The sequence below is a fragment of the Lysinibacillus sp. FSL L8-0126 genome (assembly GCF_038630385.1).
Classification (GTDB): domain Bacteria; phylum Bacillota; class Bacilli; order Bacillales_A; family Planococcaceae; genus Lysinibacillus; species Lysinibacillus fusiformis_D.
Window position 1 is genome coordinate 3255185 of the sequence record NZ_CP152028.1, and the last position, 13136, is coordinate 3268320.

The 13136-nt window shown below is 38.5% G+C and carries 10 protein-coding genes; all 10 read left to right on the forward strand.

Annotated elements, in window-relative coordinates; translation table 11 throughout:
- The first annotated feature begins 60 nt into the window (after positions 1–60).
- Positions 61–699 carry a hypothetical protein gene (locus MHI34_RS15855; protein ID WP_058844139.1) on the forward strand — a complete coding sequence of 213 codons (639 nt, stop codon included), beginning with the start codon at positions 61–63 and terminating at the stop codon, positions 697–699.
- Positions 699–2210, forward strand: coding sequence for a phage baseplate assembly protein V (locus MHI34_RS15860; RefSeq protein WP_036120168.1), 1512 nt, complete (start codon positions 699–701; stop codon positions 2208–2210). Before MHI34_RS15855 ends, MHI34_RS15860 begins: the two co-directional genes overlap by 1 nt.
- 15 nt (positions 2211–2225) lie before the next feature.
- Complete coding sequence (locus MHI34_RS15865; RefSeq protein WP_058844141.1) at positions 2226–3323, forward strand: pentapeptide repeat-containing protein; 1098 nt, start codon at positions 2226–2228, stop codon at positions 3321–3323.
- Between the two features lie 24 nt (positions 3324–3347).
- Positions 3348–3845, forward strand: a complete 498-nt coding sequence (locus MHI34_RS15870) for a hypothetical protein (protein ID WP_051891604.1) — start codon at positions 3348–3350, stop codon at positions 3843–3845.
- Positions 3846–3921: 76 nt separating this feature from the next.
- On the forward strand, positions 3922–4320 hold the full coding sequence (locus tag MHI34_RS15875; protein WP_051891603.1) for a DUF4280 domain-containing protein: 399 nt from the start codon (positions 3922–3924) through the stop codon (positions 4318–4320).
- A 29-nt stretch (positions 4321–4349) separates the two neighbouring features.
- Positions 4350–9890, forward strand: a complete 5541-nt coding sequence (locus MHI34_RS15880; RefSeq protein ID WP_342503642.1) for an RHS repeat-associated core domain-containing protein — start codon at positions 4350–4352, stop codon at positions 9888–9890.
- A complete protein-coding gene (locus MHI34_RS15885; protein WP_036125854.1) occupies positions 9887–10738 on the forward strand; it encodes a hypothetical protein in 852 nt (283 codons plus the stop codon). Before MHI34_RS15880 ends, MHI34_RS15885 begins: the two co-directional genes overlap by 4 nt.
- A gap of 192 nt (positions 10739–10930) precedes the next feature.
- On the forward strand, positions 10931–12004 hold the full coding sequence (locus MHI34_RS15890; protein WP_342503643.1) for an RHS repeat domain-containing protein: 1074 nt from the start codon (positions 10931–10933) through the stop codon (positions 12002–12004).
- A gap of 10 nt (positions 12005–12014) precedes the next feature.
- Positions 12015–12569 carry an RHS repeat-associated core domain-containing protein gene (locus tag MHI34_RS15895; RefSeq protein ID WP_080717185.1) on the forward strand — a complete coding sequence of 185 codons (555 nt, stop codon included), beginning with the start codon at positions 12015–12017 and terminating at the stop codon, positions 12567–12569.
- Between the two features lie 10 nt (positions 12570–12579).
- Positions 12580–13065, forward strand: a complete 486-nt coding sequence (locus MHI34_RS15900) for a hypothetical protein (protein ID WP_155273232.1) — start codon at positions 12580–12582, stop codon at positions 13063–13065.
- Positions 13066–13136 lie beyond the last annotated feature (71 nt).

Below are 13136 nucleotides of genomic sequence, written 5' to 3' on the forward strand. Positions count from 1 at the left end.
TCCAGTTGGTGAACAACGTTTAGGCATAAACAGGAGTTGAACGAAAAGGAGTGGTAAAAGATGAATTTCATGGATGAAGAAGTCATTGAGATGACGAAACAAGCAAGGCAGAAGAAACGATTGGAAAACATAGAAAAACAATTGTTACATACGGACCTTGTTCAAGCGATTAAAGATGGTCAGCTAATAATCGAAGATGAAACAATCGAATTTACGAAAATGGACTTTTATGATGGTCAAATCCAAATGCGTATTCCAGCCGCTTTTGAAGTAATGGAATCTGATTTAATGGATATTAAATATCCGTCCAGCCGAAGACCCGATTACATCTATACAAGTGAAAGTACATCTATTAATGTCACGCTGAAAATCATGGAACAACAAATAAAAGCAGAGGAATTAGAAGATTTCACACAGACTATGATGGAGATACTTCAAAAAATGCAGCCAACAACAAAAATGTTGGATATCGGCTTTAATGAAGTGAACGATGTCCAAATTGGTTACTTTGATTTCATAACACCTGCACTAGATAACAAGATTTATAATTTAATGTTTTTGTTTATAGTAGGCGAAAATGTGACGATGGGCTCTATAAATTGTTTGAAGAAAGAGATGAATATTTGGAAACCTATTGCTTATGGGATGATGGAAACTATCTCAATCCAAAATAAATTAGATGGAGAGGGTGTTGTTTGATGGATCGGATAAAAAATGAAACAGCCTTAACATATAAAGATATGATCGTGATGCCCTATAACATTCGCGTCCATCAAATCGAAATTACGCAACAAATGAACGATCATGCTACATTGCATTTAACGGGTGTAATTCCAGATGAACTTGAAGATTCCTATGTATATATGACAGATGCAGAAACATCTATAGAGGTATTGCAAATAGATGGTAATGGTCAATCGAAGCCTATTTTTAATGGGTTAGCGTTAGATGTACAAGTGAAATCGGTGATGGGCACTTACTATTTGGAAGTTAAAGCAGTTTCACATACGTATTTACTAGATGTTAAGAAAAAAAATCAAACCTATCAAAATGCTAGTATGCCATACAGTGAATTAATCGATGTGTGTATTGCCGATCAAAAAGGTGCAGATTTCATAGATCATGTCACAAAGGGAGCTAGTATTGGTCGTTTTACAATGCAATATATAGAGACAGATTGGGAGTTTCTTAAACGAATGGCCTCGCGTTTTCATACAGGTCTAGTGCCAGATACAGTTCATTCATCTGCAAAATTTTATTTTGGTATTCCATTTCAAGCTGGAAGCACAAAGAAAATGGAGGCCATTAATTATCGGGTTAAAAAGGCTATTGGCAATTTTCTTATCTCAAGTAAAAATCATCTCGAAAGTATTACTGATAGTGACTACATGTATTATGAAGTAGAATCGCTGCAATCCTTCAAAATAGGCAATGAAGTTACTTTCCAATCTAAAAAATTGTATGTTTATAAAATTTTTTCAACTTTAAAAGATGGCCTGTTCAAGCATATTTATACGTTAACACCTCGGAACGGTTTCAGTGTCCACACTACCTATAATCAAGCTATTATTGGTGCTTCCATTCAAGGAAAGGTAATTGATGTTGCCGGGGACAAAATTCGTATTCATGTCGATTTCGATGAGGGGCAAGAAAAGGATACGGCCTATTGGTTTCCATATTCAACAATTTATGCATCAGAAGATAACACAGGATGGTATTTTATGCCGGAGCTATCTGATAATGTAAGAATCTATTTTCCAAGCAATCATGAGGATGAAGGGATTGCGATTAGCTCTGTTTCAAAAGCGCCTCCACAATCAAATACGATGTTAGCAGCAACTAATCCAACTAGTCAAGATGGGGGTGGCGGGTCAAGTGCCACACCACCAGAGGATAGTCGCCAAGATCCAGGACGTATGGCTGATCCAGATGTAAAAACACTCAGAACAAAGCATGGAAAACAAATTCTACTTGCACCTGATCGGATCGTCATATCGGGTGGAGGATTGATGATTTCACTGATGGATGATAATGGTATTTCGATAATAAGTGATAAGAATATTAACTTAAAAGCTACAGATAAAGTGGTCATTAATGCCAAACAAATAATGATTAATGCGAACGAGAAAATTGAGATGACCTGTAAAGAAAATTCAATCAAGATGGAAGATAAAATGGAAATTAAAGGAACAGAAGTGCGAGCAAATTAGTGAGGATGTGAATGTATGAAACGAGAAGAAGCATTACAGCATTTTATGGATGAATGCGTTTCAGTTCATGTCAGCCGATTGCAAGAGAAAGTTGATCGACAGTTTCGCCAAAACAAGGAAATTTTGCTACAGCCAATCATTTACTCACTTGAACAGCTGTTTGCGAATATTAGAGATCAGCAAAGACAGGGAAAGTTAGCACCAATTGCCTTTATTCATCTCTCTTTGCTGCGAACCTCATTACTAGAAAACAAGTGTACGTATTTGCTAGAGGCATATGGTGAAGCATGGTACTTCGATTGGGTCGAATGTACAGCACATTATGAAGCAACATGGCTTAGTGAGGCAATGGTTGATTTACAAAAGATACTTGAGAAAGAAAGAAAACCGTATCTCATGATTCAAGCAGCTGATGTTAGAGGGATTATTCAAAAGATAGTAGTTCTATTTCATCAGTATATCATTCAATTGGTTCGCTATCTTTTTCGTTATCAAAAGGAAAGCGTACCTGAACTCCATTTTCAACGAGCAGAGTGCTTGCGATTTCGTGTTGGTGAGTACAAAGGGGTTAGTGAGGATGTTGCTATCATTGACGAACGAGAACGGGTGGATAAAAACCTTCTCTCATGGTTAGAGCAAAAAGAGATGGACAAATCGTATACATTCGAAAACTTCTCAAACCTACCATTACAACAGAAAAATTTTAACCAGATGGATTTTTCCTACGCAATTTTTAACAGTTGTGATTTAGCAGGGTCTTCATTGAAGCAAAGTATTTGTGTTGGTACTAGCTTTGTAGATTGTGGTTTAGAGAATGTTGACTTTTCCTATGCAGCTATTCAAGATACTGATTTTCGAAATGCCAATTTGGTAGGCGCTAATTTTAGTTATGCTCAAGGAAAAACGCTAAGGCTTTCCGGAGGGGAAGTGGCATGCTACCTCGGTACTGATTTCAGTAATGCCAATTTGGAAAATGCGAGATTTGACTTTGCGCAGATTGAAGGTGCCAATTTTACAGGTGCTAATTTAAAGGGGGCTACCTTCTTTAAACGTGATCAAGAGAAGTATCAATTTAGCGCAGAACAGATGAAAGATGTTCATTGGATTTATTAGCACTGATAGATACAGGAGGAAAAGATGGAATATTTTATTCTTCGGCAAGATCTAAGCATTCTCAATCCAATCATCCCTTTGAAAACGGACCTCGATGAAAACTTTGTCTGTTCTTCTGTATTCGGGGAAGTGGTAGAAAAAGAGAATGCGGTATATCTAGATTATTTAGACAAGCCTCGAAGAATCGTGTCTGATGATTTAAAAGCGCTGTTAATGAAATACGAGGATAACTTAGGTTTTACAGCTATTGTCTTTACGGATGTCAAGAAAGGGACACAGCGCGTGTATTGGCTTATGGATATAGTGAAAAAGGACTGTATTTCTCATGAAACCGCTTATTATCCTGACGGAGGAATAAAAGAGCTAGTGATAGACCCCAAGAAAGTGGAACTGGATTGTATTTTTGAAGTCGCAGGCCAAAAGGAAGCTTTCACCGTCATCAATTTAGATGTAGCAGAAAGTATATTGCGACGCCCCTTTCTTGGGATTCAGTTGCAGCGAGTAAGATTGGAAAGTAAGTAATTTTAATAAATCATTTGTTGCTATGTACTGTTAAAGCGGAAATTTATTACAAATGATAGGAAGGGAAGGATATTTAATGGCTCAAGTTGTAGAAAATTTGGAGACAGAAGGTTCGGAACAAGAGCAATTTAGTTATGTAGTACATGGCGCAATCATTGCCTGTGAGCATGGTAGCCACCTCAATTATTTAAATTTGCCGCAAGATCATGGTGTTTATATTAAAGAGAAAGCTGTAATGAATGTTGGGGATCGAAACCCTGATAACATCCCAACCTTTGGTGTTTGCTTAAAGTTGAAAAAACCATGTACACCTGTATGCTCCATCGACTGGATGGAAGGGATGGAAAATGTCAATATCGAGGGGAAGCAAGCGTTACTTAATCGTTGTCATACGCAATGCTCTGCAGGCGGAGGCAAAATCGATATTGTTCATGATGGGCAAGAGGACTTAGAAATACCGAAACAAGGTTTTTAAAGAATAGATTGATTGAAAGGAGGTAAGCAATGAAAGCGCTAGGAGAAAAAGAAGTCCACATGATTAGTACGTATGAGGATCTTGTAGTCGAATGGCCGTATCCACTTATTCATTTAGACAAACTAACAATAAAACATAAAGGTAATGATCATGCGAGGTTGTCCTTTACCGGAATGATTGCTGAAGAGCAAGCGCAAAAGTATATTCAGCGAGTTAGTCATACAGATGAGATTGTTGTGAAATTTGGACGAGATAAGAGCATATTGTTCTCAGGAAGAATTGAAAATGCAGAGTTACAGGCATCTCAAGGTGTGCACACGGTCACAGTAGAGGCAGTGTCATTTACAGCAAATCTGGATATTGAGAAGCGCTCACGTTCTTTTCAAGATGCAAATATGACATATGTGGAGTTAATGGATAACATTGTGGGAGTCTATCCTCATGGAGATTACATTGACCATGCCTCTAATAGTCAAACCATTGGTCATATTGCGATTCAATATTTGGAAACGGATTGGGCATTTATTAAAAGAATGGCCTCCAATCTACATGCGGTTGTTTTTCCTGATCTAAAAGGGAAGGGTCCACGATTCTGGTTTGGTACACCTCAAAGCAGGAAAAGCATAACGATTGATCATCTTCCTTCCATATTACGTATGGATGTCGATACGTATCGGTTGATTACAGAAAATGATGGTTCGGATGTAAGCGAAGCTGATTATACATTTTGTGAGTTTGAAAGTACAGAGGCCTTTGAGCTAGGCACTTCGGTGCAATTAAAGGGAAGGCCCTATATTATAACGGTTCGAGAAGTCCATCTTGATGATGGTGTATTAAAGTTTCAATATACTGCACAACCAGAGAAAAGTATTCGCCAACGATTGGTACGCAATTTAGATTTGATTGGGGCAGCTTTTACAGGAAAGATTATTGATGTCACGCAAAACACCGTTAAAATTCATTTAGATATCGATAAAAAACAGGATAAAGAAAAAGCGCACTGGTTTGCTTATTCAGCAGATGCTAACGGTGTGATGTATTTAATGCCGCAAAAAGGTGCACGTGCCCAATTACATTTTCCAAGTGCTGTGGAAGAAGATGCCATTGTGATTAGCTCGGTACGCGTTAATCCAGCCACACCTGAGGGTGGACAAAAACAAACGAAGAAAATGGCAGACACGACCGTGAAATCATTAGCGACCAACGCGGGAAAAGATATGACATTAGGTGTTGGAGATATTACCTTTAGTGCAGTAGATGGCGTTTTGGACCTTAAGATGGATGATGGAGAAGGTGTAACATTTCAAAGTAACAGTACCATCATGCTAGCGGCAGATGAAACACTTGAAATAAGTGGAATGAAAGAGCTATCTGTAGAGGCGGAGGAATGGATTGCTATTTCAGCGAAGGAGCAAAGTCATGTAATCCTTGCAGCTGACACGCAGTTAATTAGTACACTTATTGATCAAGAGGGTACGGAGAAGCAAAGCCAACCACCGAAGCTAAATGAAGAAGCAATCGAAGCTACAACAAAAGTGGACGTCATTTTCCCACAAAAAGCAGAGCAGAAGAAAGAGAAAAAAGGCTTCTTTAGTAAGCTGCTTGATAATGTTAGTTTAGCGTTAGATGTCGCTGGATTTATTCCGGGTATCGGGACCATTGCAGATATTGCGAATGCAGGTATTAGCTTGGCAAGAGGAGACTATATGGGAGCAGCCATGAACTTAGTGGGCGCAGTTCCAATAGTGGGCGATGCAGCAAAAACTGCTTACAAGGTCAATAAAGCCGCAAAAGTGGCAGAGGCAGCAAGTAAAACCGCCAAGGCTGCGGATAAGGCAGTGGATGCCTCAAAAGCAGTAAAAGGGATGAAAGCGGCCTATACAAAAGTATCACAAACGCTAGATACAGTTTCGGCATTAGCCAACAAAGGCTCTAAAGGTGTGAAGACAGCCGCGGATAAAGTTATCGCCTCGATGGATGAAGTACTTGCCGTTTCGAAGGCAGTAGACGGTATGAAGGCTATGGCCAAAACAGAGCTGACGAAATTTAATCATGGGGTATTAAAGAAGTTTAATTGTACAAAAGGATTAAGTGATAAATTCTGTAAAAAGGGCTTTGAACCTGTTGATTTAATCACAGGGCGTATGATTTATGAAGGTGTCGATTTTGAACTACCTGGACCTATCCCACTATCATGGGAACGTGCTTGGTACAGTGATAGTAGTCGTGTTGGCTTGTCAGGTCATGGTATGCACTTTATATATGATTTAGCCTTAGAGATATTTGAGGAAGAAGACCTGATTGGGATTGTTATGACAGATGGTCGCGCAGTAGGATTTCCAATTTTACCAATAAATTTGTCATATTTTAATAAAAAAGATAGAATGACCCTGAAAAATACAGGTGAGGAATATCATTTATTTGAGCATGACACACGGCTGACTTATGTATTTGAACAAACAACAGAGACAACATACCGATTAAAAGAAGTAAGAAATGAGCAAGAGCATCATATTCAATTTGCATATAACCTGAAAGGCTTCTTATCTCAAGTAACGGATAGTGTAGGGCGAGTATTAGACGTTACGACCAATGAAGCGGGCAGAATGACAGAAGTCGCCCTACGTAACCAGATGAGTTGTGAAGTTTTAGTTCGCTATGTTTACAACGATGGCCAAGATTTAATCGAAGTCCAAGATGCATTAGGGCAAAGTACGCATATACAATATGTGAATCATCTCATGATGCAAAAAATAGATCGCAATAAAAATAGCTTCTTCTGGCGCTATGATGGTCCAACGACAGGGGCACGAGTAGTCAAAACATGGGGAGATGGCAATGTTCTTGCAGGTGAGCTTACATATCACGAGGGCTATAACGAAATTACAAATAGCTTAGGCCATAAAAGTTATTATTATTTTAATGAAGATAATCTCTGTACAAAAATTGTTCATCCAGATGGCGGTGAGATCAGCTATGACTATAATGAGGACTTTGAATTACTGCAAGAAGTGGATGAAGATGGCCGCACAACAACATTCAGCTATGATGAATGGGCAAACCCGATAAAGGTGACTTTTGCAGATGGCAGTACATTATCCTCGCAGCATGATGACAAGGATCGATTGATTCAGGCAGTGAATGCAGAGGGTGGAAGTCGTCAATGGATCTATAATGAGGACAGTACATTACAGGCAACTATTTTAGAGGATGGTACAAAGACGGAATTTTCCTATAATGAGCATCGTTTGATTGAAACAGTGACAAATGCGCAAGGTCATATGGTAAGCTTAGCTTATGATGCTGATCTGAACTTGAGCCAAGTGACATTGCCAGACGGGACAAGCTCAACCTGGACATATGATCGTCGAGGTAACTGCATTAGCACAACCAATCCTCTAGGGGCCACAGAGAAGTTCCGTTATGACCACTTAAATCGCCTTGTACGAGCCAATCTTTCCGATGGTAACGACGTTCAATTAAAGTATAATGCCTATGACGATATTATTTTTGCGAAGGATAACCATACGCAAGTTGCCTTCGATTACACGATTCTAGGTAGCCTAACGTCTCGAAAACAAGGTGGCAAGAAAGTCCAATTCACCTATGATACAGAGGAGCAATTAACCGCTGTGATCAATGAAAAAGGCGAAGCGTATACGTTTGAACGTGATACGAAAGGCCATATCATCAAGGAAATTGGCTTTGATGACATGGAAAAAACGTATGAGCGTAGTCTGGCAGGATTGGTTCAGCGCATTCAACGTCCAGGAAATCGCTGGACAGCGTATCAGCATGACAATCTAGGGAATGTCATTCGATCAGATTACTACGATGGCACCTGGGAAACGTTTGCCTATGACAAAAACGGTTCGCTACTAGAAACGGAAAACGAGCATGTAACCGTCAAGCTAGAGCGAGACCCATCTGGGCAAGTCATCAAAGAGTGGCAAAATGACCATTGGATTGCCAGTAGCTATGACGAATTAGGCAATCGCTCCCAAATAACAAGTAGCCTCGGTGCCAAAATCGATGTCACGCGTAATGAGCTGGGCAATGTCTTGCAAATGACAGCTTCTCGCTCTGAGCAAGCTCAGTGGACAGCCTCGATGCAGTACAATGAACTTGGGCAAGAGATAGAGCGAATCCTGCCAGGGGATGTCATTAGTAAATGGCAATATGATATAACTGGTAGACCGACACACCATCGCGTAAGTAGTCAAAACCGCGATACGCGAAGACGCGTGTACAATTGGGATGTAAATCATCAATTACGCAGCATGGTCAATGAGCTAACGGGTATAAAAGTGACGTACGGTTATGATGAATTTAGTAACCTCGTATGGTCTAATCAAGGTGGTCCATTTGATTTCTTATACCGTAGCGTCGATGATGTCGGCAATCTATATGAAACAAAAGACAAAAAAGATCGTGTCTATGGCGCTGGCAGTAGATTACTAGAAACAAAAGATGCCCAATTCTCTTATGATGAAGAAGGAAATCTCGTAGAGAAAGTCGAAAAGAATGGTGATACGTGGAAGTATGAGTACTATGGCAATGGAATGATGGCGAAGGTCGTTCGTCCAGACGAGAGAGAAATTTCTTTCAAGTATGATTCGCTAGGTAGAAGAATAGAGAAAAGTTCTGACGAAAAAACGATAAGATTCGTGTGGGACGGGAATACGATTCTACATGAGTTTGATTCGCAGAATGATTTGGCTGAACTAGACAGTGAAAATTTAGTCACATGGGTATTTAATGATGGCTTTGTCCCTTCTGCAAAAATAACAAGTGAAGGTCATTATAGTATTATTAGTGATTATCTAGGAACACCTGTTGAAGCCTATGATGAAGAGGGTAAAAAGGTTTGGTCAGCTGAACTTGATGTATATGGTAGAGTGAAAGAATTTACAGGTGAGAAAGACTTTATTCAATTCCGTTATCAAGGACAGTATGAAGATGTAGAAATTGGCTTGTATTATAACCGATTCCGATACTATGACCCAGAGCAAGGGAATTATACGCAGGTTGACCCGATTGGGCTTGCGGGTGGGAATCCTACTTTGTATGGATATGTCGGGAACCCAAATAATTCAATTGATACATTTGGTTTAGCCCCAAAATTTCCAATGCTACCAGGTGTGAATTTATCAGAATTGAACTTAATTATGTATAAACCTACAAAAGTAACACCGATAAATGGATCGTATTATCAAGGGATAGAACGTGCTTGGGAATTAGAAAAAGATTTGGTTGGAAAAACAGGGCATGGAACTCACCCTTGGAATGAAGCAGAAATAGAAGAACTAAAAAGCCGTGGAAAAGTGAGTGGTTATACAGGGCATCATATTACTAATCATAAAAACGGTGCTTTAGGGAATGCTTGGAAGGGGGATCCAAGAAATATTAGATTTTTACCTAATGCTAAACATGGTGGAGGATACAATGAACATTTATATGGAGAGAGAGGACATAGAGGAAGTTATACCAATGCTACTACTGGTAGACTAATTGATCGCCAAGCAATGATAGATAGATATAACAGTGAAGGGAGCTGTAAAAAACGATGAAGTACCTAGCTCGTTCAATTTCTAAGCTGGAAAATGCCAATAAGATAAAATGTTTAGGAACATCTACAGAAACAAAACAGGAATTAAGAAAAATTTTCAAACTCCCAATTTTAAGCCCAGGACTTTTAAAATGGTATAGTGATTTACCAAAATCTAAAGACATAATGTTTTATTGGACTAACGATTTCTATATATTTGGTATGGAAAATCTATTAGTTGCTTTAGAAGGTTACAGGTATATTAGAGAAGATAAAGGTTGGATAGATGTTTCAAAGACAATGAAATGGAATGAAAATTGGATTATTATTTCCAGTTGGAGTGGAAATCCAGTGATTGCCGATATAAGTAAAGTTGAAACTCCAATTTATTACGATTATGTTGGAGGAGATTTTTCACCAAAACTATTAGTAGATTCACTAGAAAAATTTGACTATTTTTTATCTGTTTGGCTTGATAAACATGATGATAGATACTATAAAAGCGGTGAATATCAATCAAACTTTTTTGATTTAATGGAGAAAGAGTGGAAAGCAAAGTTAAGTGATGGAGAAATTAAGAACATATGCGAGTTTCTCCCTATTGAGAAATCAAAAGAGAATTTTGCTCCAACTGAACAAAGAATTATAGAAAAAGTGAAAAAAATTTTTGTGTATCTTGAAGATCCAGGTGAAAATAAATCAAAAGTGATCCTAGCATTAAAAAAAGAAACAGGACTATCACTTGTTGAAATACGAAACCGATTAAATAATAATGGTTTTCTAATAGCTGAGGGATATGGGGAAAATACTTTAGTTTTAGCTGAATATTTTATTTCTTTAGGTGCAAAAGTAAGAATTGAGCAGAAATAAACCATTATATTGTCTTCTTTAGAAACTAAAATATAGAGGAATTTATTTTATCAAAAAGGGAATAGGGTAACACTCAAGTTCAGCAAAAATGAATCAAGAAGGAAGCTAAGGTCTGAATTCGGATAATATTCCTGAATCAGGCCTTTTAATTTTTTGTTGTTTTTTCGAAGACTCAGTATACGTAAGTCGTCTTTGACTATACGATTCTTGGCAGGCAGCTTAACATCCCGCAAACAAGGTGGCAAGAAAGTCCAATTCACCTATGATACAGAGGAGCAATTCACCGCTGTTATCAATGAAAAAGGTGAAGCATACACCTTTGAACGCGATACCAAAGGCAATATTATCAAGGAAAACGGCTTTGATAACATGGAAAAAGTGTATGAGCGAAGCCTCGCAGGATTCGTGCAACGGATGCAACGGCCAGGAAATCGTTGGACAGCGTATCAGCACGATGCGCTAGGAAATATTATTCGCTCTGACTACTATGATGGTACGTGGGAAACTTTTAGCTATGACAAAAATGGCTCATTACAAGAAATGGAAAATGAGCATGTAACCGTCAAGCTAGAACGAGACCCATCTGAGCAAGTCATCAAAGAGTGGCAAAATGACCATTGGATTGCCAGTAGCTATGACGACTTAGGCAATCGCTCCCAATTAACAAGCAGCCTTGGTGCCAAAATCGATGTTATGCGTAATGAGCTGGGCAATATCTTACAAATGACTGCCTCTCGCTCCGAGCAAGCCCAGTGGACAGCCTCGATGCAGTACAATGAACTCGGTCAAGAGATTGAAAGAATCCTACCAGGAGATGTCATCAGTAAATGGCAGTATGTTGTGACAGGTAGACCTACACACCATCGAATAAGTAGTCAAAACCGAGATACACGAAGACGCGTGTATAATTGGGACGTCAATCATCGCTTACGAAGCATGGTCAACGAGTTAACGGGTATAAAAGTTACCTATGGTTACGATGAATTCAGTAATCTCGTCTGGTCCAATCAAGGCGGTCAATTTGACTTTTTACACCGCAGTGTCGACGATGTCGGGAATTTGTATGAAACAAAAGAAAAGACAGATCGTGTCTATGGTTCCGGAAGTAGATTGCTTGAAACGAGAGAAGCAACATTCTCTTATGATGATGAAGGTAATCTGATTCAGAAAGTTGAGAAGAACGGTGATACGTGGGAGTACGAGTACTATGGCAATGGCATGATGTCGAAGGTCATCAAACCAGACAACGCAGAAGTTCACAGGTGATAAAGACTTTATTCCATTCCGTTATCAAGGGCAGTATGAAGATGTAGAAATAGGATTGTATTATAATCGATTCCGATACTACTCTCCAACTGAAGTGATGTATACACAGAAGGATCCGATTGGTTTAAGTGGAAATAATCCAACATTGTATGGGTATGTGTATGATACAAATATTCAGATTGATCCATTTGGATTAATTTTGAAGCCAGAACCTGGTTATTTAAGAGGGAAAAGGCATGGATTGAAGCTATCAGACAAGGATGCTCAAATAACTTCAAATAATGATAAACTTCCACATGGAAAATGGGGAAATAAAAAGGATTTAGCATATGCGGGTGAATTAGCGGACACATTAGAACCAGGAGGATTCAAGGACTTCCCGGTAAATCCGGACAGCAAGAGTGTTGTATTTCATCCTAATGGTGATTCTAATGCACCAAAAGCACATCCACCAACACATTATAGATTAAGAAATAATGGAAACGGAACTTTCCATGGATTCCCTATTGATCATACAGCAGAAGAAATTAGAAACGATAGTCATGCAAAAGTTAAATGTCATTGAGGTGAGTAAAGTGGAATTTAAAATAATAATCAATCCAAATTTTAAGATTGGAATACGTGATCCAGAAGATACAACGATATCTGAAGCACTGGATAATAGGCATGTTAATAACCAATATTTCACAATGAAATGGTGTGATACGTCATTAAGAATCAATTATGGAACACAAATAGCTGATGGTATAAGCGATGTAATTAAAATGTTAGAGGCAATAAAAAGAAGAGAGGAACGGTTTGTCGTAACTTTCCCAAGTCAAGCATTTTTCGAGACATGGATATGTAAAATTGAAAAATGTGATATTAAAATTAATTGGGATAGTCGTGAAAACTATAGAAGTATCATGATGAAAACTGAATTATTTATAAAAGAGTGGCTCAAGCTATTGCATCAATTACAAAAAGTATTGATAGAAACTGGATATGATGGTACCAATCTAGTAGATTTTTATTTACTTGAAAATCTTGAGAGATTTCATTCTAACAACATTGAGGAGTGAAAAAAGGAGCGTTTCCTATGATTGGGGATTCAAATACAAAGGATTAGTAGATTAGTAACATGTCTTTGCGA

Bases quoted from the DNA above. Each gene is read 5' to 3' on its own strand.
- MHI34_RS15875 (WP_051891603.1), top strand. From the start codon at position 3,922: ATGGCTCAAGTTGTAGAAAATTTGGAGACAGAAGGTTCGGAACAAGAG.
- MHI34_RS15870 (WP_051891604.1), top strand. From the start codon at position 3,348: ATGGAATATTTTATTCTTCGGCAAGATCTAAGCATTCTCAATCCAATC.
- MHI34_RS15885 (WP_036125854.1), top strand. From the start codon at position 9,887: ATGAAGTACCTAGCTCGTTCAATTTCTAAGCTGGAAAATGCCAATAAG.
- MHI34_RS15860 (WP_036120168.1), top strand. From the start codon at position 699: ATGGATCGGATAAAAAATGAAACAGCCTTAACATATAAAGATATGATC.
- MHI34_RS15855 (WP_058844139.1), top strand. From the start codon at position 61: ATGAATTTCATGGATGAAGAAGTCATTGAGATGACGAAACAAGCAAGG.
- MHI34_RS15865 (WP_058844141.1), top strand. From the start codon at position 2,226: ATGAAACGAGAAGAAGCATTACAGCATTTTATGGATGAATGCGTTTCA.
- MHI34_RS15880 (WP_342503642.1), top strand. From the start codon at position 4,350: ATGAAAGCGCTAGGAGAAAAAGAAGTCCACATGATTAGTACGTATGAG.